Here is a 26,584-nt window from a genome sequence, read left to right as displayed (position 1 = left end):
TTTATGACTGTATAACGTAACCTAAACCTTTCATGGTATGAATCAGTTTGGTTGTGTAAGGTTTATCTATTTTTTTTCTTAGATAATTGATGTAAACATCAACAACATTGGTGTTCATATCAAAATTAATATCCCAGACATTATCTAAAATCTGGTCACGCGAAACAATTCTACCCGTATTTTTGGCTAAATAATAGAGTAACTTAAACTCCTTGGCAGTTAAAACAATTGATTCTCCGTTTCTTTTAACTGTTTTAGATTTACTATTAATTTCTAAATCACTGATTATAATAGAATCTACTTTTTCAGTTTCCTGATTGGCTCTTCGATTAAGTGCATTTACTCTTGCATCGAGTTCGCCAAATTTAAAAGGTTTTACCACATAATCATCTGCGCCGGCATTTAAGCCCGTAACAATATTTTCAGAGGTTCCAAGCGCTGTCAATAGTAAAACCGGCACAAAATTTTTGTCGGCTCGCAATCTTCTGCAAATTTCAATACCGTTTATATCCGGTAGCATTACATCTAAAATTACTACATCAAAAGTATAATTCTGAATCATCTCCAAAGCCGTTTTACCATCAAGAGCGACGCTGACATCATTGTTGTTTTCAGCGAATCCTTTACGTAAAATAGATAAGAGATTTGGTTCGTCTTCGACTATCAGTAATTTCATTTGAATAATTGTATGAGTAACAAAAATAAGGATTGAGTTTAAAAATCTAAATCTCAATCCTTATAAATTATGATTTTATTATGAACAGTTGAACGAAGAGAATTTTGGATTTTAGATTTCAGAATGTAGATTTCGAATCTTGCTATCTTAAATTAGGTTTAGAATTTTTCTTCCTCATTCAAATAATATCCATTGAAATCGCTTTGTAATTTAGATTTTAAATGATCCGATCTAAAATCTAAAATTAGTTTAGAAAGTTTCTCCCGCATTCAGGTAGAATCCTTTAGAACTATTCCCCCATGCCTGATCAACAATCAAATTGGTTCGTGTTGCTTTATCTATTAAAATTCGTAAACCTAGACCTGCAGCGGGTTGAATGGACTGAAAAAGTTTGGTATTAGTATCAGGATTACTTGTAGTTACAAAATTCGTAAATACAACTCCGCTGAACATTTGATTGCACGTAATTGGAAACCTGAATTCGCTTGCCAGATAAACTAAGTTTGTTCCTCTAAACAAACCCTGCGTATACCCTTCTCCACTTCGACTGCGTTGATCCCAGCCAATAGCAGGTAAATTTAAATAAGGAACTTTTCCCCTTGTCACGAATTGCCCATAGGTCCAAAGAGCTAAAATATAACGTTCATTTTTCTGCGAAAGCGGAATAAAATTGCGATACTCTGCATACAAAACATTGCTATTATCCTGATTTTTAAACAATACCGGATTAAAACGATAATTTATGTTCGCAAACCATCCACGTGTCGCATTTACCTGATTATCCCTGGAATCGTGTACCAAATTAAGACTCACACCTGTAAGGAAATACTCCGAATTATCAAATCCATATTTTTGGCTATATTCATAATGGTAAGTGGTTTTTCCGTTCTCCAAATCGAGTTCCTTGTCAACTATATTTGCATACCAATCAATATTGATTCCACCACCAACATAAAAATTCTTTTTTACTTCAAAAGAAGCTGCCTGGTGAAATTTAAAATAATTATAATCCATTGGCTGTGCAATAGAATCAATGCTGAAACCTTGTGGTTTGTCCCTGGCAGCAGGAATAATATTCGTACCTAATCCGTAGTTCGGCTGCGAAAATATATACATTCTATAGTCGCCGCTTAAGAATATCCTGTTATTTTTTAATAAAATATTGTTTTTGACATTTACCAGCCATTGCTTTTTCGTAGTGTAAGTTATCCCAACATTGGCAATTGAATATTTATCAGCTTTTTCTTTTCCTTTAAAAGTATATTGTGCTACTGCTCCATAAAAAAACCCTGTTGCTGGTTGAGAACCAATGGCCGGAATGATTAAGAAGAAGCTGTTTTTTATAGGTTTAACGACATAAATGGAATCTTTCTTTTTGAAGATTTCTATTATTGTTTTGGGTGGGCAAATATTTGGATTAATGGAATCGTTTTGAGCGATTGAGGCAAAATGAATAAAAAATAATAATACTAAGATCTTATATTTCATCTGAAAGCAATTATTTTTTAAAAATTTTACCATCTGAAAGTTTTATTTTTTTGAAATAATGATTCAATCTTATTGTAAATATAAGTCTTATTTTCAACATTTTACGCGAATATTCCTTTAAATTAAAATGAAAACGCTCATAATATTTTAAAAATTTAGGATCCAAAATTCATCAATTATTAGGGTAATCAGTATCTTTTCACTCTCAAATAATCATCAAAAAACAGCATTGAAAAAAGAGTCTGAATATTTTCTTGATAAAGAATACAATTCCATCATTTATGGTAGAGACGAAGCCAATTTCAAGGATTTTGAATGTTGTGTTTTCAATAATTGTAATTTTTCTGCCTGCACCTTTTTAGCCGTTACTTTTATTGATTGTGTTTTCAATGACTGCATTTTTAGTGAAGCTAAAATCAATTATGTAGCTTTTAGAACTGCCACTTTTAATCGCTGCGAGATCAGAGAAGTAAATTTTGCAATGTGCGATAAATTGATTTTCGAAATCCATTTTTTCGATTGTATATTGGATTTTTCGAAGTTTTATACCTTAAAAATAAAAGGAACAACGTTTACCAATTGCAGCCTCATTGCTGTAGATTTTATGGCTACAGATCTCACAAGTGTTCTTTTTGACAATTGCGATTTATACCGATCTGAATTTGACAAAGCCATCGCCAACAAAGCAGACTTTAAAACAAGCTATAACTACACCATTGATCCATCAAAAACGAAATTAAAAAAAGCTGTTTTTGCTTTGAAAGAGGTGAAAGGGTTATTATTTAAGCATGATGTTATTGTGAGTTAGTGAAATAAAAAAAGCCAGTGTAGAACTGGCTTCTTTATCTATACTTGATAATTAATTCAATTTTTTCTCCATCACATAATCTTCCATCAAATAGCCTTTTCCAATATCAATATTAACTTCATCAACAACTTCAAAACCTATTTTTTTATAAAAACCCAAAGCCGAATTAAATCGGTTGACATTTAAAATTAATGCTGTTGAATTATTTTCTAAAGCTAAATTTGCGATTTCATCAATAACCTTTTTGCCAATACCTTTTCCTTGTGTTTCAGGTAAGAGGTATATTTTATGGATTTTAGTTGCAGCTTTGCCACTATAATTATGTTCTATACCGATAAAACCTAAATTAATTTCATCTTCATAAATCATATAAAATAATTGCTCTTTTTTATTGTATTGATCAGTCAGAGCCTCATCAGAATAAAAAAGATCTAACATATAATCTAATTGTTCTTTTGATAGAATTTCGCCGTAAGTAATTGGCCAGGTTATATGTACTATATTTTGAATTAGCTTAATATCATTAATCCTTGCTTCTGAAATTGTAACCATATTGTATTTAAAATCTTTTTATTATTTAGTGAAAATCTGATTTTCCTGTTCGCTTACGCGGATGAAAGTTGTTCGTTTAGTAAGTTCTTTTAAACGTGAAGCACCAACATAAGTACAAGCACTTCTTAAACCTCCCAAAATATCTAAAACTGTACTAATCACTTTACCTTTAAAAGGAACCTGCACTGTTTTACCTTCACTTGCTCTGTATTCTGCTACACCTCCAACATGTTTGTCCATCGCAGTTGTCGAGCTCATTCCGTAAAATTGCTTAAATTTCTCTCCGTTAACTTCGATCAGTTCTCCTCCGCTCTCCGTATGTCCGGCTAACATTCCGCCTAACATCACAAAATCGGATCCAGCGCCAAAAGCTTTTGCTACATCTCCGGGAGTAGAACAACCACCGTCACTTATAATATGTCCGCCTAAGCCGTGAGCAGCATCAGCACATTCGATAATCGCAGAAAGCTGTGGATATCCAACACCGGTTTTTACACGTGTTGTACAAACAGAACCCGGACCAATTCCGACTTTTACAATATCGGCACCAGCCAGAAGCAATTCTTCGACCATTTCGCCGGTAACGACGTTTCCGGCAATAATTACTTTATCAGGGTATTGTTTTCGTGTTTGTTTTAAAAACTGAACAAAATGTTCGGAGTAACCGTTTGCTACATCTATGCAAATAAATTTGAGTAATGGATTAGCTGTAATAACTTGCCCGATTTTAGCAAAATCATCTTTTCCAGTTCCTGTGCTTATAGCAATATAATCGTAAAAATCAGGAGTTACATCTTTAAGAAAATTATTCCATTCTTCCGGAGAATAGTGTTTATGAATAGCGGTAAACAATTTTTCTTTGGCCAAAACTTTTGCCATTTCAAAAGTACCAACCGTATCCATATTCGCAGCCATAATCGGAATTCCGGTCCAGATTGTGGTACTGTGCAAAAATTTAAAATTTCGTTCGAGAGAGACTTCAGACCGGCTTTTAAGTGTCGATCTTTTTGGTCGAATCATTACATCTTTAAATCCTAACTTCAAATCTGTTTCTATTCTCATGGTTTTAAATTTTCTGTTACTCTCAAAGATATTAATTTTGAAAATGACGGCTTTAAAATCAATAGAAAACTAATTATTCAGTTATTAACAATTGTAGATTCTAGATTCTAGATTCTAGATTATTAAAAAATTCCACAGAGTCTCACAAAGATTTCACAGAGATTCACAAAGTATGAGAACCTGAAACTTTAAACTTGAAACAAAAAAAACTTACTACTTATTCTAAATACTTTACTTTTAAAAATCCAATTTTATAGTGAACCTGTAATGTATCATTATTTTCTAACTTATATAAAGACTTCAAATTACTTTTTATTCTTAGCGAATCTATTTTATTTAATTGATCATCAAAAGAAATAAATTCACTTTTCTTATCATAAATATGAAACACTTTGTTTTCGTCATTTCTTAAAACAACATAATCTTTATTAATTTCTTCAACTTTTATTTTTGAATTAAAATATAAAAGAATATCATCTGTCAATCGTTTCGAAAAAAAGGCAATAAATAAAAAAAGAATTGAAGTACCAAAAAGGAAAGTTCTATTAAGTATTTTTCTTTTAAATCCTATTACTATAATAATTACAGCGAAAATTAAAGGTAAAATAAAGGAATAAAGCCAGGATTCATTTTTAAAAGCATCAACGTCACTATAAAAATACTTTTCCTTAATATATGGATCTAAAAAAAAGAACTGTAAAATAATTAGAGCTCCAATTATTAAATATTGTACTAAAGTAGATTTTGATAGTTTCATTAATATGTACTTTTATTAATTAGTTTACAATCATTATTAATTTTTACCCATGAATCGTTTCTCCTTTTCCGTAATTTGAAATAATTGACTCTTCATAAGCAAGCCATTCTCTCCAGCGTTTTTCAACGTCAATTCCCACTCCGTATTTTCTAGCGTATGTGATGAATGTTACGTAATGTCCAGCTTCGCTTTCCATTAATTCCCTGTAAAAAACAGCCAATTCTTCATCCTGAATATTTTCAGATAAAACTTTGAAACGTTCACAGCTTCTGGCTTCAATCATGGCTGAGAATAATAATCTTTCAACCAAACCAGAAACACGGCTTCCGTCACCGCTTTTCTTCATATATAAATAGAGTTCATTTACATAATCGTCTTTGCGCTCGCGGCCTAACTTTAATCCTCTTTTGATGATGATATTGTGAACCTGTTCAAAATGATCAATTTCTTCTTTGGCTAAAGCCAATAAATCTTTCACCAAATCCTGATGTTCAGAATTATTGGTAATAATCGTAATCGCGTTTGTTGCTGCTTTTTGCTCGCACCAAGCGTGATCGGTCAAGATTTCCTCAATATTTTTTTCTACAATATTTACCCATCTTGGGTCAGTTGGCAGTTGTAATCTTAGTACGCCCATAATCTTTTGTTTGTTTTGTTTCAAGTTTTCTTTGTTTCAGGTTCTTTTAGGAACGAAAAAAAGTTTAAAGTTTTGCTTTACGTTTTTATTACGTGTCACAAAACTTTAAACTTGAAACCTGAAACTTGAAACAATTAAGTTTCAAGTTTATTAATATACGAAAATCGGTCTTTCGCTCATCATTTCGTTTACTTCGTTAGCTACTTCTTCGATAACTGCTTCATTTGTGTGATCAGCTAATACTTTATCGATTAAAGCTACGATAGTTTCCATATCTTCTTCAACTAAACCACGAGTTGTGATTGCAGCTGTTCCAACACGTATTCCAGAAGTTACAAATGGTGATTTATCATCAAATGGAACCATATTTTTATTTACTGTAATTTCAGCTTTTACTAATGCATTCTCTGCTTCCTTACCAGAAATATTTTTATTTCTTAAGTCAATAAGCATCATGTGGTTATCAGTTCCGCCAGAAATAATTTTGTATCCTCTTTTTACGAAAGCATCAGCCATAGCATTTGCATTTTTTTGCAATTGCATAGCGTATGTAAAGAACTCATCTTTTAATGCTTCACCAAAAGCAACGGCTTTAGCAGCGATAATGTGCATTAAAGGTCCTCCTTGATTTCCAGGAAAAACAGCTAGATCTAATAATGAAGACATCATTCTGATTTCTCCTTTTGGAGTTGTTAATCCTTGTGGATTTGGAAAATCTTTTCCCATCAAGATCAAACCTCCACGTGGTCCACGTAAAGTCTTGTGAGTTGTTGTAGAAACGATATGACAATGTGGAATTGGGTCATTCATCAATCCTTTAGCAATTAAACCTGCAGGGTGAGAAATATCAGCAAATAAGATTGCTCCTACGCTGTCAGCAATTTCTCTGAAACGAGCAAAATCCATATCACGAGAATAAGCAGAAGCTCCGGCGATAATTAATTTTGGCTTTTCTTTAGTTGCGATTTCCTGAATTTTATCATAGTCTAAACGACCCGTTTCAGCATCTACACCGTAAAAAACAGGACGGTATAAACGACCTGAAAAGTTTACAGGAGAACCGTGAGTCAAGTGACCACCGTGAGATAAATCAAAACCTAAAATAGTATCACCAGGATTTAAACATGCATGGTAAACTGATGTATTTGCCTGAGAACCTGAGTGTGGCTGTACGTTTGCGTATTCAGCACCAAATAATTCTTTGGCTCTGTCAATCGCAATTTGCTCAATAACGTCAACTACTTCGCAACCGCCGTAGTATCTTTTGCCAGGATATCCCTCAGCGTATTTGTTAGTTAAAACAGAACCAGCTGCTTCCATTACCTCGTCGCTTACAAAGTTCTCTGAAGCAATAAGTTCTAATCCGTGAATTTGTCTGTCTTGTTCCTCTAGTATAAGGTCAAAAATTTGTTCGTCGCGTTGCATTTTTTCGTTTTTCGTTAATTTGATGCAAAAATACAAAAAAACGTTTGTGATACTGTTAGATTATGATATATTTGACATAGAATTTTTCAACAAATAATTAACATACACATGCCGATAACCGCCAACGATACCAAAAGAAAATCATGGTTGGAAGTGCCAGAAAATAGTGACTTCCCTATACAGAATATTCCTTTCGGTGTATTTCTTACTAAAGAAAATGTCGTTACAGTAGGAACAAGAATTGGTGATTTCGCTATAGATTTAGGGGCTTTACAACAATTAAACTATTTTGAAGGAATAGATTTAACTGATGATATGTTTATGCAGGACACGCTAAATGATTTTATTTCTGACGGAAAAAAAACATGGAGATTAGTCCGAAACCGTATCGCCGACATATTCGACGAAACCAATCCACAACTTAGAGATTCAACAAAAGATCGCGATATTGTTATTTTTAAAATTGATGATGTAGAGATGCAATTACCCGTTTTAATTGGCGATTATACTGATTTCTATTCCAGTAAAGAACATGCAACGAACGTTGGAAAAATGTTCCGCGATCCTGAAAATGCCTTATTACCTAACTGGTTACACATTCCGGTAGGTTACCACGGAAGAAGTTCTACTATTGTTCCGTCCGGAATTCCGGTACACCGACCAATGGGACAAACTTTACCGGCTGGAGAAAAGTATCCTGTCTTTGGTCCGTCTCGTTTAGTAGATTTTGAACTAGAAACAGCTTTTATTACAACTGACGTCAATGTTATGGGAGAAAATATCCCAACATACGAAGCTGAAGATTATATTTTCGGAATGGTTTTATTGAATGACTGGAGTGCACGTGATATCCAGAAATGGGAATATGTGCCACTAGGACCGTTCTTAGCAAAAAACTTTGCAACGTCAATTTCTCCGTGGATTGTAACTATGGATGCTTTGGAACCTTTTAGAACTAAAGGACCAAAACAAGATCCATCTCCGCTTCCTTATTTACAGACAAAAGGAAAAAAAGCTTTTGATATTCATTTAGAAGTTTCAATTCAACCTGAAAATCAGGAAGAAGAAACTGTAGTTTCTAAATCAAACTTTAAATATTTGTATTGGTCAATGGCACAACAATTGGCACATCACACCTCTAATGGATGTCGTGTAAATTCTGGTGATATGATGGGTTCCGGAACTATTTCTGGTCCAACTCCTGATAGTTTTGGTTCTATGTTAGAATTGACTTGGGGAGGAAAAAATCCGATCAAATTAAAAGACGGAAGCGAACGTAAATTTATCGAAGATAATGATACGGTAATTATAAGAGGCTACTGCGAAAATGCCGAAGTAAGACTTGGTTTTGGAGAGGTTTGCAGCCAATTATTACCTCCTTTTATCAGACCATGAAGAGCAGATAAAACAGATTAATTGATAATTGATAATTATGTCTACAAATAAAAAAAGCTTGTTAGTTTAGTTCTAACAAGCTTTTTTTTATGCTATTATTTTGCCACAGATTCAAAGGGGATTAAAATGATTTTTCAATACAAGTACAATAAATTATGGTTTAAAAAAACTTAGTGTCCTTGTGCCTTTGTGGCGATTACTTAAGCCGGAATCTGTTGGCTTAAACAATGTAATGTTCCGAATCCCCAGATGAAATCGATACAACTAATTCCGATCACTTCTCTGTCCGGGAAACATTCTGATAATATATTCAAAGCTACGCGATCATTACTATCATTAAATGTCGGAACTAAAACACATTTATTCAGAATTAAGAAATTAGCATAACTTGCCGGTAATCTTAAATCTTCAAAATCAACACGTTTTGGCATTGGTAACGCCACAATTGTTGGTGCTTTTCCGTCTTCTAATTTGGCATTTTGCAAACGCTTTAGATTATCTTGTAATGGTTTGTAATTTGAATCGTTTTTATCCGTTTCTACTATCGTTACGATTGTATCTTCATTTACAAATCGGCATAAATCGTCGATATGCCCGTGTGTGTCATCTCCTTCTATTCCATCTCCAAGCCAGATTACATTGGTTACACCCAAATATTCTTTAAAAACAGCTTCGTAATCTTCTTTGGTAAAATTTTTATTTCTAACCTGAATTGTTGGATGCATTAAGCATTCTTCAGAAGTCAACAAAGTACCTTTTCCGTTTACGTCTATCGCACCGCCTTCAACAATTACCGGTTTTCCTTTGTACACAACCTGTGTTAACGGAACATCAATGAAATCGGCAACTTTACCTGGAACAAATTTATCTAATTGATAGTTTTTGTATTTTGCCCAACCATTGAAATTGAAATTCAACGCTTCTCTTTTTGAACCATTTTTCACAATAATTGGTCCGGAATCACGCATCCAGCTTCTGTTTGTTTTATGAATAATAAATGAAACATTCGCAAGATCTACTCTTGCTCTTTCTAAAATTTCATTTACTTTTTCTTTTAGTTTTTCATCGGCTACGACCAAAAAAACTGTTTCAAAATTGGCTACTTTTTTAATAAATTCTACAAAAGCCCATTGAACAGCTTCGTATTTTCCTGGCCAGTCATTACCATTATGTGGAAAACACAATACAATTCCTTGTTGTTTTTCCCATTCTGCTGGAAATCTTCTATTATTTGTTGACATATAGAGGTTCTAAATTTGAAAGAGTACAAAGATAATCATTCAGAAGGATTATAAAACAGTCTCTTGGAAATCCACCACAATTAAGCCAAAATATCTGCCAAAAATTAAGTTAAAGATTAAATAATGAAGGCTTAATATACGACCAGGATCTCCTAATTACTTTTGACGAAACTAAAAACTAATAAAATGAAAAAAGTATCTATCTCATTACTAACTGCTCTTTTAATTATGACGAGTTGTAATAATGATGAAAATTCAAACAACGAACCGGAAGAAGTTGTCGTAAACGAAAATCCGGGAACTTTTAAAGAAATTGGTTCTATCACGATTGGTGGTGAAGCTGCTGCAGAAATTTCCACTTATGATGAGAAAACAAAAAGGCTTTTCACTGTAAACAATAGCGGAACAAATCAAATTGATGTAATTGATATTTCAGATCCTAGTAAACCCGTTAAAATTGGTAAAATTGACTTAACTCCTTATGAAGGAGCTTCAAATAGTGTTGATGTTTATGACGGAAAATTAGCCGTTGCTTTAGAATCAACCACTAACAAACAAGCAAACGGAAAAGTTGTAATTTTTAATACTACAGATTATAGTTTAATTAAACAAGTAACAGTTGGTGCATTGCCAGATATGATTACATTTTCGCCTGACGGAAAATATATAATGACAGCTAATGAAGGAGAGCCAAACACAGATTATTCTCAAGATCCAAACGGAACTATTTCTATTATTGAAACCAGTACATATGCTGTTACAACTTTAGATTTTGCTTCATTCGCTCCTCAGGCTGAAACTTTGAAAAAAGACGGTTTCAGAATTTCAAAAGTAGCCAAAAGTTTCGCTCAGGATATTGAACCAGAATACGTTACTATTTCAGATGATTCTAAAACGGCCTGGGTTACTTTACAAGAAAATAATGGTGTTGCAAAAGTAGATTTAACTTCAAAAACAATTACAGCTATTTATCCTTTAGGATATAAAAATTATAATACAGCTGAAAATGCAATTGATGTAAGCGATAAAGATGATAAAATTGCTTTTAATCCGTGGAAAGTAAAAGGTATGTTTATGCCGGATGCTATCAGCCAGTTTTCATCTAATAATGTTCCTTATTTTGTGACTGCCAATGAAGGTGATGCAAGAGAGTATACTGCTAATACAGATATCAAAAGAATGAAAGACTTAACGTTAGACGCTACTATTTTTCCAGATGCAGCAACTTTAAAATTAGAATCAAATTTAGGACGATTAAATCTTATTGCTGACATGGGAGATACTGACGGCGATGGTGATTTAGATGAAATGATAGCTTTTGGAGCCCGCTCATTTTCTATTTGGAACGGAAGTACTGGAAAAATTGTTTATGACAGTAAAAATGATGTTGACAAAAAGACACAAGAACTAGGAACTTATGATGACAAACGTAGTGACGACAAAGGTTCTGAACCAGAGGCTGTAAAAGTTGTGAAAATGGGAAACCAGAATATTTTATTTGTTGGCCTTGAAAGATCTGATGCTTTCATGACGTATGATGTAACAAATCCTGTATCACCTCAATATTTACAAACAGTAAAGACAGGAGATGCACCGGAAGGAGTATTATTTATTCCTGCTTCTAAAAGCCCTACAAAAAGAAGTCTTTTAGTTGTGAGTAGCGAAGGTGACGGAACCGTAAAAATCTATCAGCCAGATTTAAAATAAGTTTCAATCATCAATTTCAAAAAAAGGGTAAAAACTAATTTTACCCTTTTTTTTGTATCTAATATTGAGATTATTTTAACTTATTTACATAAAAAAATGCCAAAACGTGGGAATTATGTAAGAGCATATACAACACAATCTAAAAGTCTAAGCATAATTTTGTCATGAGTTTAAAATAAAAACCAACTTAATATTGAATATCATGAAAAAGAAATTAGCCTCCGTATCCCTGTTAATACTGGCATTTGCAGCAAATGCGCAAAATATGGCAACTACAACAACACAGCCTTCTATAGATAAAGAACCTTACGACAAGTGGTCTATTGAATTAAATGGTGGTGTTAACAAACCAACCAGAACAATGACTGCTGGTTACTCTACCGCAACTCTTAATCCTTTTCACGCAGATTTAGGTGTTAGATATATGTTTAGTCCTAAATTTGGGGTGAAATTTGATGTTGGTTACGATCAATTTACAGAAAGAGACGATACACCAGATTTTGAAAGCCGTTATGTTAGAGCAAGTTTACAAGGTGTTGTAAACATTGGTAGAGCTCTAAATTTTGAAACCTGGACAAACACTATTGGTGTTTTGGCACATGGTGGTTTTGGAGTTGCTCAATTAAGTACTGAAACCGGATATGGCGGACAAGATTATGTGGGTCATGGAATTTTAGGATTAACAGGTCAGGTAAAATTAAGCAATAGAGTTGCCTTGACCGGAGATCTTACCGGAATTGTTAATGGAAGACAAAACTGGAACTTTGACGGAATGGGCACGACAACTACAGGTTCATTTGATGGCGTATTATTAAACGCTTCTGTAGGTCTAACCGTTTATTTAGGTAAAAATGGAAAACATGCTGACTGGGTTGGTGAAGAAGACAGAATCGATGAACTTGAGCAAAGAGTTAGTTTAATCGAAACTGGTCTTTTGGACACAGACAAAGATGGTGTAGCTGATTTATATGATTTAGAACCAAATTCAATTACAGGTGTTGCTGTAAATACAAAAGGACAATCAATCGATACAAATCAAAATGGTGTCCCTGATGAATTAGAAAGTTATTTAGACAAAACTTACGCTAAAAAAGGCGATAATAATCTAACTAACAATACTGTAGAAGAATTAATTAACGGTGGATATGTAAATGTATATTTCGACTTTAACTCTTCTAAACCAACAAACGCTTCTTTATCTGGTGTTGATTTCTTAGTGAAATACTTGAAAAACAATCCAGGAAAATCCGCAGATATCATAGGATATGCTGATGAAATTGGAAATTCAAGCTACAACACTGAATTATCAAGAAAAAGAGCTGAGGCTGTGAAAAAAGTAGCAACAAACGCTGGAATTGATGCTTCAAGATTGAATGTTGTTGCAAATGGTGAAGACACTTCTGTAAACAAAAACTCTAAAGAAGCTCGTCAAATCGTGAGAAGAGTTACTTTCCAAGTAAAATAATCTCTATAAATATAAATGCAAAAGGCGGTTTTCAAATTTGAAACCGCCTTTTTTACTTCCAACAAAAAAGGACAAATTTACATTTGTCCTTTTTTTATAGTATCGTTTCGACTTATTTAGTCGATTGCTCTTTTTACAATATCACCAAAAGCATCAATTCTTCTGTCTCTGAAGAATGGCCAGTTTTGACGCACATTTTCCTGTAAATCCAAATCAACTTCGGCAATTAAGATTTCTTCCTGATCGTGAGAAGCCTGAGCTAAAATTTCCCCCTGAGGTCCCGCGATAAATGATGCTCCCCAGAACTGAATTCCATCTGTTCCGTCGATATATTGCTCTAAACCAATTCGGTTAGCGGCAGCTACGAAAACCCCATTTGCAACCGCATGACCTTTCATTACGTTCATCCAGGCGCCATATTGATTTTCTCCGTATTGTTCTTTTTCTTTTGGATGCCATCCAATTGCTGTTGGATAAAACAATACTTCTGCACCTTTTAAAGCTGTAATACGAGCTGCTTCGGGATACCATTGATCCCAACAAATAAGGGTTCCAACTTTTCCTTTTTTAGTCTCTATAGCCTGAAAGCCTAAATCACCAGGAGTGAAATAGAACTTTTCGTAGAAATGAGGATCGTCCGGAATGTGCATTTTGCGGTATAAACCAGCTTCAGTTCCGTCTGTATCGATGATATATGCACTATTGTGATAGATTCCAGCCATTCTTTTTTCGAAGAAAGGAACAATGATTACCACCCCTAATTCTTTTGCCAATGCGCTAAAAGCAATAAAAGAAGTACTATACAATGGTTCTGCTAAAGCAAAATTATCGACATCTTCACTTTGGCAAAAATAATGACTGCTATATAATTCTGGTAATAAGATCACTTCTGCCCCTTTACTGGCAGCATCTTTAACCCAACTGATACATTTTTTAAGATTATTTTCGGCAACGTCATTCAGGTTTAACTGAATAACGGCTATTTTATATTTTCTTTTCGGCATGACATAAAATTTAGAGTGCAAAAATAGTAATTTTTAGAGGAATGACAAAAGGAACAAGTCTTACATAAAATTAAAAAAAATGAACTATTAGTTGTTTAATTTGTGAGCTTGGATTTGCGCATGTTAAATAGATTCTAACAATATAAATTAACTCACTTTTGCTCTATAATATTAAATAATCCCTAAATACAATTCTTTTATAATTGACAATTGGATATTCTTATTGTAAAAAAGCTCAAAGGATTTATAATAAAAAAACATTTTTGCACAAATATTTTATGCAAAAATGTTTTTTCTAAAACTATATCAGTTAAGAAATAAACTATTCACTGACAACCACAGTACGAGTAATAAATTCAGTTTTTGATTTTTTAAATTTGATTTCAAACGTACCTTTTTCCGTTGATTTGAATTTAAAGACTACAATTCTAGAAGTTGGGACCTGCCTCGAACAAGCTTCAGCAGGATATCTTACTTCCACTTGCAAACCTTTTACCTTATCAATTATTACTTCACTATATCGGTCGAACTGCCCGCATTCATTATCTGCTGTAAAAAAAATTTCATACGACAACTCGTCATTCACTTTTCCGCTTTCTGGCCCTCTAATTTCTGTTACAAATGCTGATTTGGTAGTTGACTTATCAATAGGCTGATCATCATCACTACTGCATGAAAAAAAAACTGTCACTAAAAATAATACTGACAAAATTATCTTTAATCTAAAACTCTTCATAAATAATAATTGTTATTAATTGTTAATTGTTAATTGTTATTATGAAGATAGTATATAATCGAAAAGGTTGCTTTAAAAAATGTTAAATAGTTTAACAAAAACACTAAAATCCTTATAAATCAATCATTTAATTAAGTTTGAATTTTTAGTCGGAAAGAGACCTCGATATACTAAATTCGTATAATGTTTAAAGTAGTAGATAAATAATATAGTTTTTTTCTACTTTATGACAGTCTTAAAAGAAGTTACATTGATCAATCGACTACTTACTAATTAAGCATAAACAGTATTCTCATTTGGTGGATTATTTTTAGTAAATTAAATTCAAAAAAAAGACCATTTTGTATTAAGTATATAACTTCTCAAAATGATCTTTTTCTAACCTAAATTTATAACCTAAAAACTGTATTAATCAATAACCACTTTTGTTGTGATAAATTCAGTCTCAGATTTTCTGAATTTGATATCGAAAGTTCCTTTTACAGCTGACTTGAATTTGTAAGTCGTCTTTTTAGGAGCTGGAACTTGTTGTGTACAAACTTCTGAAGGGTATTTTGCTTCAATCTGTAATCCCTTTACTGTACCAAGTGTCACTTCACTAATTTTATCAAATTCTCCACAAGCGTTATCTACCACAAAAGTTACTTCATAACTAAGCTCATCGTTTACTTTTCCGGTTGCTGGTCCTTTAACCTCTGTTACAAATGCAGCTTTGGCTACTGGGCTAGGAGTTTCTATTTCGTCATCGTCATTGTTGCATGAAACAACCGCTAATGATAAAAATAATACTACTAAAACTGATTTTAATCTAAAACTTTTCATATAAAATTATAATTAATTGTTAATTACTATGAAGATGCGAATGCGTTGCATTGGTTGCTTAGTTAAAATGTTAAATATTTTTCAGACCACATCAAACAACTATATATCAACACTTTGCCAGATTAAAAAAAATTATGCAACTACCGTTATTTCTTATGAAAACTAAAACTTCTAGCTTAGCCCCGATAGTAGCGGTATCCTTTTTATTCGCTTTTTCTGCGAATAAAAAGATACAAGCGGATAGCGGGACAGCTCTTGTTTTGGAAACTGATTTTTCTGCTTCAAAAAAAAAACACCAGCCTTTCGACTGGTGTTTTACATTTTTAATATGGTTTTGTTTTATGCTTTAGCAGCTTTTTTGGGAAGTATTTTTTTTATCAAATTAACTATTACCAAGACCACAAGTCCTAAAGCCAGACCTACTACAAACTCTTTTATAATATCAGGAAGATTAATTTTAAGTGATAAATGATGAAAAAATGGAATATGATGCACGAAAATACCTCCGGCAACTAATAACAAAGCAATTGTACCAATAACGGTCAAACTTTTTATAATTAATGGAAGTGCTTTTACCAAAATATTACCAATAAATTTGGAGACACTTTTTTCTTTTTTACTAAACTTAATAAGTTTATAACCTGCTTCATCCATACGAACAATTAACGCTACAATTCCGTAAACACCTATTGTTGCAATTACTGCAATGATCGATACTACAACGATTTGCTGTGAAATAGGTTTACCAACTACCGTACTCAAAGCGATGATCACAATTTCAACAGAGAGAATAAAATCAGTTACGATTGCCGATTTTATTTTTCCTTTTTCCATTTCAAGAATTTGTTCTTCAGTAAAGGTTTCTTCGGTAATTCCTTCTGATTCTTCATGCGAATGCGGAAATATAAACTCGTATATTTTTTCAGCTCCTTCGTAGGCCAAAAACAATCCACCCAAAACTAAAACTACTATAATAGCAATTGGAAAAAAAGCACTCAATAAAAAGGCTATTGGTAAAATAATAACTTTGTTAAGTAATGAACCTTTACTGATTGCCCATAACACCGGAAGTTCTCTTGAAGAAGCAAATCCGGAAGCTTTTTCGGCATTAACAGCTAAATCGTCCCCTAAAATACCTGCAGTCTTTTTTGCTGCAACTTTACTCATTACTGCAACATCATCCATAATTGCTGCAATATCATCTAATAGTACGAAAAAACCTGATGCCATTATAATTGTTTTTTATTTTGTGATTCCCTTAATTTTGGTAGTGCGAATCTACTACTTTTGATTCAATTTTCTGCTAAGAAATTAGCTGCATTGTCCTAAAAGTACCCAGATAATTACAAAAACTAAGATTGTTCCAAAACATCCTCCGCCTAATTTTTTTGCTCCGTAACCTGCGATTAATCCTCTAAAAATATTGTTCATAGTATTGGTTTTTAGTTATTTATTTGATTAAATATAATAATTTTTAAGTATCATAAAGTTGAGAAATTACTGAATCAATTATTTTATATGAATTTTAAAAAAAGTTTCATTATTCACGGTTTTAGTTTTATTGCAAAAAAAAACACCAGTGCTAAAACTGGTGTTTCTCAAATTGTTATTCAAATCTTATTCTACAGGATGTGTTTGGTTTCTAAAAACCAACTTTCCGTCAAAAGCATCAATTAATATAATGCTATCTGTTGTAATATTTCCAGCCAGAATTTCTTTAGACAATTGATTCAATACTTCACGCTGAATTACACGTTTTACGGGTCTTGCACCAAATTCAGGATCGTAACCTTTGTCTGAAAGATATTTGATTCCTTCCGGAGTTGCATCCATCGTAATACCCTGTAAGGCCAGCATTTTGCTAACGCTCTTCAATTGTAAACTTACAATTCTGGAGATGTTATCGACAGTTAATGGCGTAAACATTACGATTTCGTCAATACGATTTATAAATTCCGGACGAACAGTTTGTTTCAATAATCCTAAAACTTCCACTTTTGCAGCTTCGGTTGCGGCTTCTACACTTCCTTTTAAATTCTCAAATTTCTCTTGTATAATCTGACTTCCCATGTTGGACGTCATGATGATAATTGTGTTTTTGAAATCAGCCAAACGGCCTTTGTTATCTGTCAATCGGCCTTCATCTAAAACCTGCAATAGAATATTGAAAGTATCTGGATGCGCTTTTTCGATCTCGTCTAGCAAAATCACAGAATACGGTTTTCTACGAACGGCTTCTGTTAATTGCCCACCTTCGTCGTAGCCTACGTATCCCGGAGGTGCACCAACCAAACGGCTCACACTATGGCGTTCTTGATACTCACTCATATCGATACGTGTCATAGCATTTTCGTCGTCGAATAAATATTCGGCCAATGCTTTTGCCAACTCTGTTTTACCGACTCCGGTTGTTCCTAAAAATAAGAACGTTCCAACAGGTTTTTTCATATCCTGCAAACCGGCGCGGCTTCTACGAACGGCGTCACTCACCGCTTCTATCGCTTCTTCCTGACCTACTACTCTTCTGTGTAATTCTTCTTCAAGATGAAGCAGCTTTTCTCTTTCAGTCTGAAGCATTTTCATTACTGGAATTCCAGTCCATTTTGCTACAACTTCGGCGATATCTTCACGGGTAACTTCTTCTTTTATTAAAGAATTTCCTGTTTGATATTCTTGTAATTGTTTCAATAAAACATCCAAACGTTCTTGTGCTTCTTTGATTTTTCCGTAACGAATTTCGGCTACTTTTCCGTAATCACCATCACGTTCTGCACGTTCTGCTTCGTATTTAAAGTCTTCAATTTCTTGTTTTACAGATTGAATTCCGTCAACAACATCTTTTTCCGATTTCCATTTAGTATAGATTTCATTGCGTTCTTCTTTGAGATTCGCCAAATCCATTCCTAAAATCTTCAATTTACTTTCTTCTTTTTCGCGTTTGATAGCTTCAATCTCGATTTCTAACTGCATGATTTTACGATCCAAAACGTCTAATTCTTCTGGTTTTGAATTGATTTCCATTCTCAATTTAGAAGCAGCTTCGTCCATCAAATCGATCGCTTTATCCGGTAAAAAACGATTCGTAATATAGCGTTGTGAAAGTTCAACAGCAGCAATAATCGCCTCATCTTTAATTTGAACTTTGTGATGTGTTTCGTATTTTTCTTTGATACCACGTAAAATCGAGATTGCACTTTCCGTATCCGGTTCATCTACCAAAACCTTTTGAAAACGACGCTCTAGTGCTTTATCTTTTTCGAAATATTTTTGATATTCATCTAAAGTTGTTGCTCCAATCGCTCTTAATTCACCACGAGCCAAGGCTGGTTTCAGTATATTAGCCGCATCCATCGCGCCTTCTCCTCCACCCGCACCAACAAGTGTGTGAATCTCGTCAATAAACAAAACGATATCACCTTCAGCAGCTGTAACTTCTTTTACGACTGATTTTAATCTTTCTTCGAACTCTCCTTTATATTTTGCACCGGCAATCAAGGCTCCCATATCTAAAGAGAAAACAATTTTATCTTTTAAGTTTTCAGGCACGTCGCCATCAACAATTCTGTGTGCTAAACCTTCTGCAATAGCAGTTTTACCAACTCCAGGCTCCCCAACTAACATTGGATTATTTTTGGTTCTTCTGGTCAAAATTTGCAAAACACGGCGAATTTCTTCATCACGCCCGATAACCGGATCCAGTTTTCCTTCACGTGCTAATTCGTTTAAGTTTTTAGCGTATTTATTTAGGGCGTTATATGTCTCTTCAGCTGAAGCTGATGTTACTCTCTCGCCCTTTCTAAGTTCTTCAATAGTTGCTTTTAAAGCTTTTCCTGTTACGCCCTGATCTTTTAAAATTTGGGCCACTTTACTTTTTGAATCGAAAATCGCTAAAATTAAATGTTCGATTGAAACGTATTCATCGTTCATTTTTTGTGCAATAATTTCAGCTTCATTCAACGCTTTATTAGCATCTCTGGAAAGCATAATATCGCCTCCCGAAACTTTTGGAAAGCTCTGAATAGTTGAATCTAATATTTGTAAAAACAACGGCACATTTACGTTCAGTTTTTTCAAAATAAATGGTGCTACATTTTCATCTACCTCAAAAATGGCTTTAAAAATGTGTTCGTTTTCTATTTGCTGCTGTCCGTATCGTTGCGCCAATTGCTGCGAAAGCTGAATGGCTTCTTGCGATTTAGTTGTAAATTTATTTATGTTCATAGTATATGTTATTAAGGTTTGATCTTCATTTTAATAATCGATACCATTAAAATTTGAGCCGATTGAATTAAGCTTTTCATTTTAAATGGTGTAATTTTGCTAATGAACTTTCAAATTATATTCCATTCTAAAAATACAGACAAAAAGTCATCAAAAACAGCTTTTTAGCTAATATTAAACGACAAAAAGTCACAAACACAGTCAAAATATGAGTTTTTTAAATTCTATCTTCGGAAATTCAGACAATTCCGAGTCACAAAAGAGTAATGTAAACTGGATTCCTCTAACAAATTTAGCACAGTTAAGCGATATAGAGAACATGTCTAATGTTAAGCCTATTGTAATTTTTAAGCATAGCACAAGATGCAGTATTAGCCGTTTTGCCTTAAAACAATTCGAAAGAGAATATGATTTAGATGAAACTGTTGATGCTTTCTTTTTAGACTTAATTGAGCATCGCGATGTTTCAAATGAAATTGCCAGTAAATTTGGTGTTTACCATGAATCGCCACAGCTTATTTTAATTAAAAATGGTAAAGCTGTTTATGATGTTTCCCATAGTGATATTGATGCAGGAGCATTGAAAAGTAAAGTATAGTTCTTTGTGAAATGTAAAATGTGAATTGTGAGATGTTTTATTCTCTTACAATTCACATTTTACATTTTACCACTTAAAAACTTCCGTCAGATCCGCCTCCGCTATAGCCTCCTCCTCCAAATTCCATTGGAGAATCTTGTGGTTTTACACCTGGTTTCATTCCGAAAGCTGATGCTACAATTAGGGCTTCAGCGTTTAAAAGTGCATTTGAATTATTAATTCTGTCTGGTTTAAAAGTCAAACCGCTTTCTTTCTCTTTCAATTTCTTTATTGAAAAATAAGCTATTACAAACAAAACTACTCCACCAAGTGTCAACGCCACTTCGATTGGTAAAACCGAATAATAAAAACGGATGGTATAAATTGAAAACCCAATAGCTAAGAAACTTATCCAAAGCATTATTCTGTCTTTTGATTTTAAAGCTTGTACCAAATAAACAATCGGAACAATCAGCGTGAAAGCATAAAAGAAATACGCAAACGGAATATCTTTTCCCGGGAGAACTTCATTTCCTAAAAGCATTACAGAAAGTTCTCTAACAACCAAATAATTACATGAAAGATAAAATAGTATTAAACAGAAACTATTAGCCAATAAAAGACCATTGTAATAATAGCTTTCCATAAGACTATGGATTGATTTTTTAGTAGAGAAGTAAAAACCAGCAGCAGCAATCATGGCTGCAAAAGGCAAAATTGTTTTTCCTATTTCGCCAAATTCAAATAATCCATAGAATAAAACTGCTGAACTTGCTAAACAAAAAACCAATAATGACGGCAAATGCAAGTATCGTCTGTACATTACAAATGCCGTAATTGCCATAAAAATAGCAATTATCAATTCGTAGCCATCAGTTGTAATTCCGATGGCAAAACCAGCATTTAAAATAGCTCCCAAAATAAAAGCATCATCTAAACCATGTCCGTAATATTTTTGATTCGCCAAAAATTCTGCTCCGGCAAAACCAACTCCAGCAAAAATATAACAACAGATTTTGAAATACAATTCATCGCCCACCATTCCAACTATGGAAATAGCCCCACATATTGATCCGTATAAAAATGATCCTAACAGAAAAAATCCTAATCGTACCAGAATATTCTTTTGGGTTTTAAAATCCGGCAATTGCTTTTTTATCAAATCTTTTTGCTCTTTGCTGATAAAACCGGCATTTTGTAAAGAATTTGCTTCTTCCAAAAGAGCTAAGTCGTTTAATAATTGTTTATCGTGTGCTATCATTCGGTTATTTCTTTATGGAAGTTTTTAATTAGTTTTATAAATACTACTATCGAACCAATGAAATAGACTGGCAGCATAAAGACAAAGAATTCCCAAATATCAGAGAAATCTACTAAATCTAAAATTCGAAAAAAGAATATATTTAAGCCTATATAAGCATAAATGATCATAAAAATATATAAGGACATTGCCTTAGTTTCATGACTGACTTTATAAAAATAATAAGATGAAGCAGCCAAAACCAACCCAAAAAGCAGCCAAATCCCATCATAATCAGAATCTGTCAAATTACTAATTGAGGCTATGCTTATTAAATGCAAAGCAAAAGTGAGATAAATGAAATTAAAATGTATTTTTAAATTTGTTCTAGAACTGTATATTGTCCATAAAATAAGTAAACCTCCCAGTATGATAGCAGAATAGCTAAGTGTTTCATTCGAATAAAAATCATTATGCAATAAATCCTGAGGTGTGACAGAAAGCCCGATATAGGCAGCTAAACCCGTAATTGCGATAGTTAAAACACTTTTATTATCGAAATAATAGGCACAAAAGAAACTTACTAGAGTTGGAATTAAAGTTGCCAAATCATAATGCGTTCCGAAAGGTTTGTACTGAAATTGCAGATAACCGATAAAAATACAGGTCAAAATATTAGCTGCTAAAACCAAATATTCCAGAAATGGGCTCTCAAAGACAGTTTCAGTTTTCTGAAATCCTTTTGAATTTTTAAAGCAGTAATAAAAACAGACAGCGATAACAATAAGCAATATCGAAAGAAGCGCAACATGCCCAATTGTATCAATGTTTTCATAAATTAAAATCCCGATTCCGGAAGTAAAAAGTAACACAGATAGATACAGGAAAAGTTTCAATTCTGCATTCAATGAGAAAATATTCAGATTACGATAAGCAGTAATTTCCTGATATTGATTCTCAGTAATTAGATTCTTATCCAGAAGCGATTTAGTCGCCTGGTCATCAAACTTATTCATGTTTTGGTTTTATAAATAGCAATCAAAAATACTCTTTTTTTGATTGATTAAAGCTTATTATTTAATACATAAAATCTTTCTTTAAAATTTATTGAACAAAAAAAACCGATTTGCACTAACTACAAATCGGTTTCTTATTGAAAAGTATAACTTTATTAAAAAGCCGCTTTCATTTTATTTTTAATAGCATCTAAACACAGATTATTTATACTGCCTTCGTGTGTGTGTTTTGTTTCTTTTGGAGATTGATACGTTCCCGCCTCCAATTGTTCTGCAACAGCTTTGTAAGCGTCTCTAAACGGCATTCCAGCCACAACCATTTCGTTTAAAGTATCAACTGTAAACAAATAATCGTATTTTTTATCTTTTAAAATATTGTCTTTTACTGTAATATCTTTAACAGAGAAAATCGCAATATCCAAGCATGCTTTTAAATTTTGAAGTGCAGGAAATAAACCTTCTTTTAAAAGCTGCAAATCTCGGTGATAACCGCTTGGTAAATTATTGGTAATTAAAGTGATTTCGTATGGAAGCGCCTGAATCTTATTACATTTTCCTCTTATCAATTCAAATACATCCGGATTTTTCTTGTGAGGCATAATACTTGAACCTGTTGTAAGATGTGCCGGCAAACTGATGAAATCAAAATTCTGACTCATATATAGACAAACATCCATTGCAAATTTCGATAACGTTGCAGCAACGCTACTCATCGCGAAAGCTACTGTTTTCTCTGCTTTACCACGGCTCATTTGCGCCGCCACTGCATTGAATTTCAAGGTTTCAAAACCTAATTCCTGAGTCGTAAAAGTTCTGTTGATAGGGAAAGAACTTCCGTAACCTGCAGCAGATCCTAAAGGATTTTGATCCACAATTTTCGATGCAGCATTCAACATTGTTATATCATCAATTAAACTTTCAGCATAAGCAGAAAACCACATTCCGAACGATGATGGCATGGCGATTTGTAAATGCGTATAACCCGGTAACAATACATTTTGATGTTTCTCTGCCGATTCCATTAACAAATCAAACAATGTTTTTACCTGCTCTTTTATGGCTTTTAATTCATCTTTTAAATACAAATGAACATCAACTAAAACCTGATCGTTACGAGAACGTGCCGTGTGGATTTTCTTTCCGGCATCGCCTAGTTTTACTGTTAGTAAATATTCGATTTTAGAATGTACATCTTCAAAACTGTCTTCAATTTCGAAATTTCCAACTACGATATCTGCAATAATGTCGTTTAAGGCATCAACCAAAGAAATTGTTTCTTCTTCGGTTAATAATCCAATTTGACCAAGCATTTTAGCGTGTGCAATTGAACCTAAAGCATCGTATTTTGCCAAAACTAAATCTAATTCACGATCGTTTCCTACGGTGAAATGTTCGATTTGTTTATCTGTTGGTATTCCTTTTTCCCAAAGTTTCATAACTTAGATTTTTAGACCTCTTAGATATTAGATTTATAGACTTCTTAGATTTTCAATATCTTAAGTTTATATTTTCTAATTTACTTCTAATGTCGTTGTTTATATTGCTTGTGTCTCTAGCCCCGATAGTAGTGGAAATCCTTTTTCTGGCTCTTTAGCCAGGAAAAGATTGCAACGGATAGCGGGATTAGCTCCTAAATAATTTTATATTTTAAAGAAATCGCTTAGTATTTTGATATACAAGTCGATTCCTTCTTCAATTTCATTTACAAAAATAAATTCATCTGCTGAATGTGACCGTAGTGTTTCACCTGGTCCTAATTTTAAAGACTGACAGCTTAAAACCGATTGATCTGAAAGTGTTGGCGAACCGTACGTTGTTCTTCCCAATGCGATTCCGGCCTGAACTAAACCGTGTGCAATTGGAATAGACGAAGCATTTAAATGCATTGATCTTGGCGTTACTTCAGCATTTACATTCGCTTTTACCACTTCTAAAATCTCCGTATTTGTATAACGATCTGTTACACGAATATCAACAACCAAATCACATTCTGACGGAACAACATTATGCTGTTTTCCTGCACTGATCTGTGTTACGGTCATTTTTACCGGACCTAAAACATCAGAGATTTTATCGAATTTATAGTTTTTAAACCATTCCATTACCGGAATTGACTTATATAATGCATTATCATCATTTTGATGTGCAGCGTGGCTTGCAGTTCCTTTTACTTTTACGTCCAAAACTAATAAACCTTTCTCAGCAATTGCCAATTGCATTAATGTTGGTTCGCCTACAATGGCGCAATCTAATTCTGGTAAATGTTTTAAAACACTGTTTAAACCGTTTTTTCCGCTGCTTTCTTCTTCGGCGGAAGCCACAATTACCACATTATGTGACAAGTTTTTATTCTCATAAAAGTGAACAAAAGTGGCCAAAAGTGAAACCAGACAACCTCCGGCATCATTACTTCCTAAACCATATAATTTTCCGTCTTTTTCAATTGCTTTAAACGGATCGTTTGTATACGCCTGATTTGGTTTAACCGTATCGTGGTGAGAATTCAGTAAAAGTGTTGGTTTATTTTCGTCAAAATATTTATTGAAAGCCCACACATTATTATTTTCTCTTTTAAAAGGCATTTCGTTCTGATTGAACCAATTTTCTATTAATAGCGCTGTCTGATCTTCTTCACTTGAAAACGAAGGTGTTTCTATAAGGCTTTTTAATAAACTAATTGCTTCCTGGGTAAGCGTTGCAATATTTTTCATAGTTAATGGTTTCTTTGCCACGAAGGCTCGAAGTCACAAAGTTTTTATTAAATCTGTGACATTTTTAATTTGCGCAAATTTCTTAAATTAATATTTAAAACACCTTCCGCAATTCTATTTTTTTGCCACAGATTAAAACAATTTTCACAGATTTATAAATCCTTTTAATCATTTAATCTGTGGCTATTTTTATAATGTAATTGTAGTATGCAAAACATCTGGATTTTGCAGCATCTTGTGATGCCCAATTTTGATTTTCTGAACACCTCTTGACAAGCTGTTGAAGCAATTATCTAATTTCGGAATCATTCCGGAGTGGATTACTTTTTCTTCTTTTAACTTGTTATATAAAGCTTCGTTGATTTCTGTAATTACAGAAGAGTCATCTTCTGAATCTTGCAAAACACCTTGTTTTTCAAAACAGTAAGTTAGCGTAACATCAAAAACTTCAGACAATGCAATTGACAATTCACTTGCAATAGTATCAGCATTTGTGTTTAACAATTGTCCGTTTTTATCGTGTGTAATAGCACAGAAAACAGGGACAATTCCGTTTTCAAGCAATGTTTTCAATAAAGTTGTATTGACTTGTTTTACATCGCCTACAAAACCATAATCAATTGTTGGATGATTTCTTTTTGTTGACTGAATTAAATTCCCATCAGCTCCCGAAAATCCCATTGCATTGTTGTCTTTTGCCTGCAATTGTGCCACAATATGCTTGTTGATTTGCCCTGCGTAAATCATAACTACAACATCAAGCATTGGAGCATCTGTAATTCGGCGTCCATCAATCATTTGAGGGACCAAACCAATACTCTGCGCCATTTTTGTAGCCGATTTTCCGCCGCCGTGAACCAATACTTTGTATCCTTCTATTTTAGAAAAATCAGTTAAGAATTGCTCTAGTTCTGCTGGGTTGTCGATTATATTTCCACCAATTTTTATTACGGTAACTTCTTTCATTAGGTTCTAAGTTGCTAAGGTTCTAAGGGACTAAGGTTTTTACTGGGCAGTTTCTTAGTATCTTAGAAACTTAGAACC

23 protein-coding genes are annotated in these 26,584 nt (G+C 33.4%); 5 read left to right on the top strand and 18 right to left on the bottom strand.

What is annotated here, in order from left to right; genetic code table 11:
* Position 1 precedes the first annotated feature (1 nt).
* Positions 2-676 carry a response regulator transcription factor gene (locus tag AC3ITQ_RS14465; protein WP_489234883.1) on the bottom strand — a complete coding sequence of 225 codons (675 nt, stop codon included), beginning with the start codon at positions 674-676 and terminating at the stop codon, positions 2-4.
* A 249-nt stretch (positions 677-925) separates the two neighbouring features.
* Positions 926-2,164 (bottom strand): BamA/TamA family outer membrane protein, encoded by a 1,239-nt coding sequence (locus AC3ITQ_RS14460; RefSeq protein WP_489234882.1) that lies wholly within the window; start codon positions 2,162-2,164, stop codon positions 926-928.
* A gap of 229 nt (positions 2,165-2,393) precedes the next feature.
* Between AC3ITQ_RS14460 and AC3ITQ_RS14455 the strand changes: the two genes are divergently transcribed.
* The gene (locus tag AC3ITQ_RS14455) at positions 2,394-2,972 is read left to right on the top strand and encodes a pentapeptide repeat-containing protein (RefSeq protein WP_489234881.1); all 579 of its coding nucleotides are present in this window, start codon (positions 2,394-2,396) and stop codon (positions 2,970-2,972) included.
* A gap of 51 nt (positions 2,973-3,023) precedes the next feature.
* On the opposite strand, the gene AC3ITQ_RS14450 is transcribed toward AC3ITQ_RS14455, so the two are convergent.
* From AC3ITQ_RS14450 to glyA, 5 genes are all read right to left on the bottom strand, one after another.
* Positions 3,024-3,524 (bottom strand): GNAT family N-acetyltransferase, encoded by a 501-nt coding sequence (locus tag AC3ITQ_RS14450; protein WP_489234880.1) that lies wholly within the window; start codon positions 3,522-3,524, stop codon positions 3,024-3,026.
* Positions 3,525-3,545: 21 nt separating this feature from the next.
* On the bottom strand, positions 3,546-4,586 hold the full coding sequence (locus AC3ITQ_RS14445) for a GMP reductase (RefSeq protein WP_489234879.1): 1,041 nt from the start codon (positions 4,584-4,586) through the stop codon (positions 3,546-3,548).
* Positions 4,587-4,803: 217 nt separating this feature from the next.
* Positions 4,804-5,343, bottom strand: coding sequence for a hypothetical protein (locus AC3ITQ_RS14440; protein ID WP_489234878.1), 540 nt, complete (start codon positions 5,341-5,343; stop codon positions 4,804-4,806).
* Between the two features lie 43 nt (positions 5,344-5,386).
* Positions 5,387-5,980: a MiaE family protein gene (locus AC3ITQ_RS14435; protein ID WP_026985454.1), complete on the bottom strand. Its 594-nt coding sequence runs from the start codon at positions 5,978-5,980 to the stop codon at positions 5,387-5,389.
* A 150-nt stretch (positions 5,981-6,130) separates the two neighbouring features.
* On the bottom strand, positions 6,131-7,405 hold the full coding sequence (glyA, locus tag AC3ITQ_RS14430) for a serine hydroxymethyltransferase (protein ID WP_194655740.1): 1,275 nt from the start codon (positions 7,403-7,405) through the stop codon (positions 6,131-6,133).
* Between the two features lie 108 nt (positions 7,406-7,513).
* On the opposite strand from glyA, the gene fahA reads away from it, so the two are divergent.
* Entirely contained in the window at positions 7,514-8,800 is a 1,287-nt protein-coding gene (gene fahA / locus AC3ITQ_RS14425; RefSeq protein WP_489234877.1) for a fumarylacetoacetase, read from the top strand.
* A 200-nt stretch (positions 8,801-9,000) separates the two neighbouring features.
* Here fahA and AC3ITQ_RS14420 read toward each other — a convergent pair whose 3' ends face one another.
* Positions 9,001-10,041, bottom strand: coding sequence for an agmatine deiminase family protein (locus AC3ITQ_RS14420; protein WP_489234876.1), 1,041 nt, complete (start codon positions 10,039-10,041; stop codon positions 9,001-9,003).
* Between the two features lie 186 nt (positions 10,042-10,227).
* On the opposite strand from AC3ITQ_RS14420, the gene AC3ITQ_RS14415 reads away from it, so the two are divergent.
* Positions 10,228-11,748, top strand: coding sequence for a choice-of-anchor I family protein (locus AC3ITQ_RS14415; protein ID WP_489234875.1), 1,521 nt, complete (start codon positions 10,228-10,230; stop codon positions 11,746-11,748).
* A gap of 202 nt (positions 11,749-11,950) precedes the next feature.
* Complete coding sequence (locus AC3ITQ_RS14410; RefSeq protein WP_489234874.1) at positions 11,951-13,213, top strand: OmpA family protein; 1,263 nt, start codon at positions 11,951-11,953, stop codon at positions 13,211-13,213.
* A gap of 116 nt (positions 13,214-13,329) precedes the next feature.
* On the opposite strand, the gene AC3ITQ_RS14405 is transcribed toward AC3ITQ_RS14410, so the two are convergent.
* From AC3ITQ_RS14405 to clpB, 5 genes are all read right to left on the bottom strand, one after another.
* Positions 13,330-14,217, bottom strand: coding sequence for a carbon-nitrogen hydrolase (locus tag AC3ITQ_RS14405; RefSeq protein WP_489234873.1), 888 nt, complete (start codon positions 14,215-14,217; stop codon positions 13,330-13,332).
* Between the two features lie 322 nt (positions 14,218-14,539).
* The gene (locus AC3ITQ_RS14400; protein WP_489234872.1) at positions 14,540-14,953 is read right to left on the bottom strand and encodes a hypothetical protein; all 414 of its coding nucleotides are present in this window, start codon (positions 14,951-14,953) and stop codon (positions 14,540-14,542) included.
* A 408-nt stretch (positions 14,954-15,361) separates the two neighbouring features.
* Complete coding sequence (locus tag AC3ITQ_RS14395; RefSeq protein WP_489234871.1) at positions 15,362-15,775, bottom strand: hypothetical protein; 414 nt, start codon at positions 15,773-15,775, stop codon at positions 15,362-15,364.
* Between the two features lie 339 nt (positions 15,776-16,114).
* Positions 16,115-17,005 (bottom strand): DUF808 domain-containing protein, encoded by an 891-nt coding sequence (locus tag AC3ITQ_RS14390; protein WP_489234870.1) that lies wholly within the window; start codon positions 17,003-17,005, stop codon positions 16,115-16,117.
* A gap of 387 nt (positions 17,006-17,392) precedes the next feature.
* Positions 17,393-19,996, bottom strand: a complete 2,604-nt coding sequence (clpB, locus tag AC3ITQ_RS14385) for an ATP-dependent chaperone ClpB (RefSeq protein WP_489234869.1) — start codon at positions 19,994-19,996, stop codon at positions 17,393-17,395.
* 208 nt (positions 19,997-20,204) lie between these two features.
* Between clpB and ytxJ the strand changes: the two genes are divergently transcribed.
* A complete protein-coding gene (ytxJ, locus tag AC3ITQ_RS14380; protein WP_489234868.1) occupies positions 20,205-20,594 on the top strand; it encodes a bacillithiol system redox-active protein YtxJ in 390 nt (129 codons plus the stop codon).
* A 73-nt stretch (positions 20,595-20,667) separates the two neighbouring features.
* Here ytxJ and AC3ITQ_RS14375 read toward each other — a convergent pair whose 3' ends face one another.
* From AC3ITQ_RS14375 to argB, 5 genes are all read right to left on the bottom strand, one after another.
* On the bottom strand, positions 20,668-21,834 hold the full coding sequence (locus AC3ITQ_RS14375; protein WP_489234867.1) for a hypothetical protein: 1,167 nt from the start codon (positions 21,832-21,834) through the stop codon (positions 20,668-20,670).
* A complete protein-coding gene (locus AC3ITQ_RS14370; protein ID WP_489234866.1) occupies positions 21,831-22,829 on the bottom strand; it encodes a DUF2157 domain-containing protein in 999 nt (332 codons plus the stop codon). The genes AC3ITQ_RS14375 and AC3ITQ_RS14370 overlap by 4 nt, the downstream gene beginning before the upstream one ends.
* Positions 22,830-22,984: 155 nt before the next feature.
* Positions 22,985-24,265: an argininosuccinate lyase gene (argH, locus tag AC3ITQ_RS14365; RefSeq protein ID WP_489234865.1), complete on the bottom strand. Its 1,281-nt coding sequence runs from the start codon at positions 24,263-24,265 to the stop codon at positions 22,985-22,987.
* Positions 24,266-24,469: 204 nt separating this feature from the next.
* Positions 24,470-25,540, bottom strand: a complete 1,071-nt coding sequence (locus AC3ITQ_RS14360; RefSeq protein WP_489234864.1) for a M20 family metallo-hydrolase — start codon at positions 25,538-25,540, stop codon at positions 24,470-24,472.
* 189 nt (positions 25,541-25,729) lie between these two features.
* A complete protein-coding gene (gene argB, locus AC3ITQ_RS14355; protein WP_489234863.1) occupies positions 25,730-26,506 on the bottom strand; it encodes an acetylglutamate kinase in 777 nt (258 codons plus the stop codon).
* Positions 26,507-26,584 lie beyond the last annotated feature (78 nt).

The organism is Flavobacterium sp. KH_001, from assembly GCF_057840745.1.
The sequence above is the reverse complement of the archived record's forward strand: the minus strand, read 5'-3'. Positions and strand labels throughout refer to the sequence as shown.

Coding starts and splice junctions, on each gene's coding strand:
- AC3ITQ_RS14465 (WP_489234883.1), bottom strand. CDS start 676: ATGAAATTACTGATAGTCGAAGACGAACCAAATCTCTTATCTATTTTA.
- AC3ITQ_RS14460 (WP_489234882.1), bottom strand. CDS start 2,164: ATGAAATATAAGATCTTAGTATTATTATTTTTTATTCATTTTGCCTCA.
- AC3ITQ_RS14450 (WP_489234880.1), bottom strand. CDS start 3,524: ATGGTTACAATTTCAGAAGCAAGGATTAATGATATTAAGCTAATTCAA.
- AC3ITQ_RS14445 (WP_489234879.1), bottom strand. CDS start 4,586: ATGAGAATAGAAACAGATTTGAAGTTAGGATTTAAAGATGTAATGATT.
- AC3ITQ_RS14440 (WP_489234878.1), bottom strand. CDS start 5,343: ATGAAACTATCAAAATCTACTTTAGTACAATATTTAATAATTGGAGCT.
- AC3ITQ_RS14435 (WP_026985454.1), bottom strand. CDS start 5,980: ATGGGCGTACTAAGATTACAACTGCCAACTGACCCAAGATGGGTAAAT.
- glyA (WP_194655740.1), bottom strand. CDS start 7,405: ATGCAACGCGACGAACAAATTTTTGACCTTATACTAGAGGAACAAGAC.
- fahA (WP_489234877.1), top strand. CDS start 7,514: ATGCCGATAACCGCCAACGATACCAAAAGAAAATCATGGTTGGAAGTG.
- AC3ITQ_RS14420 (WP_489234876.1), bottom strand. CDS start 10,041: ATGTCAACAAATAATAGAAGATTTCCAGCAGAATGGGAAAAACAACAA.
- AC3ITQ_RS14415 (WP_489234875.1), top strand. CDS start 10,228: ATGAAAAAAGTATCTATCTCATTACTAACTGCTCTTTTAATTATGACG.
- AC3ITQ_RS14410 (WP_489234874.1), top strand. CDS start 11,951: ATGAAAAAGAAATTAGCCTCCGTATCCCTGTTAATACTGGCATTTGCA.
- AC3ITQ_RS14405 (WP_489234873.1), bottom strand. CDS start 14,217: ATGCCGAAAAGAAAATATAAAATAGCCGTTATTCAGTTAAACCTGAAT.
- AC3ITQ_RS14400 (WP_489234872.1), bottom strand. CDS start 14,953: ATGAAGAGTTTTAGATTAAAGATAATTTTGTCAGTATTATTTTTAGTG.
- AC3ITQ_RS14395 (WP_489234871.1), bottom strand. CDS start 15,775: ATGAAAAGTTTTAGATTAAAATCAGTTTTAGTAGTATTATTTTTATCA.
- AC3ITQ_RS14390 (WP_489234870.1), bottom strand. CDS start 17,005: ATGGCATCAGGTTTTTTCGTACTATTAGATGATATTGCAGCAATTATG.
- clpB (WP_489234869.1), bottom strand. CDS start 19,996: ATGAACATAAATAAATTTACAACTAAATCGCAAGAAGCCATTCAGCTT.
- ytxJ (WP_489234868.1), top strand. CDS start 20,205: ATGAGTTTTTTAAATTCTATCTTCGGAAATTCAGACAATTCCGAGTCA.
- AC3ITQ_RS14375 (WP_489234867.1), bottom strand. CDS start 21,834: ATGATAGCACACGATAAACAATTATTAAACGACTTAGCTCTTTTGGAA.
- AC3ITQ_RS14370 (WP_489234866.1), bottom strand. CDS start 22,829: ATGAATAAGTTTGATGACCAGGCGACTAAATCGCTTCTGGATAAGAAT.
- argH (WP_489234865.1), bottom strand. CDS start 24,265: ATGAAACTTTGGGAAAAAGGAATACCAACAGATAAACAAATCGAACAT.
- AC3ITQ_RS14360 (WP_489234864.1), bottom strand. CDS start 25,540: ATGAAAAATATTGCAACGCTTACCCAGGAAGCAATTAGTTTATTAAAA.
- argB (WP_489234863.1), bottom strand. CDS start 26,506: ATGAAAGAAGTTACCGTAATAAAAATTGGTGGAAATATAATCGACAAC.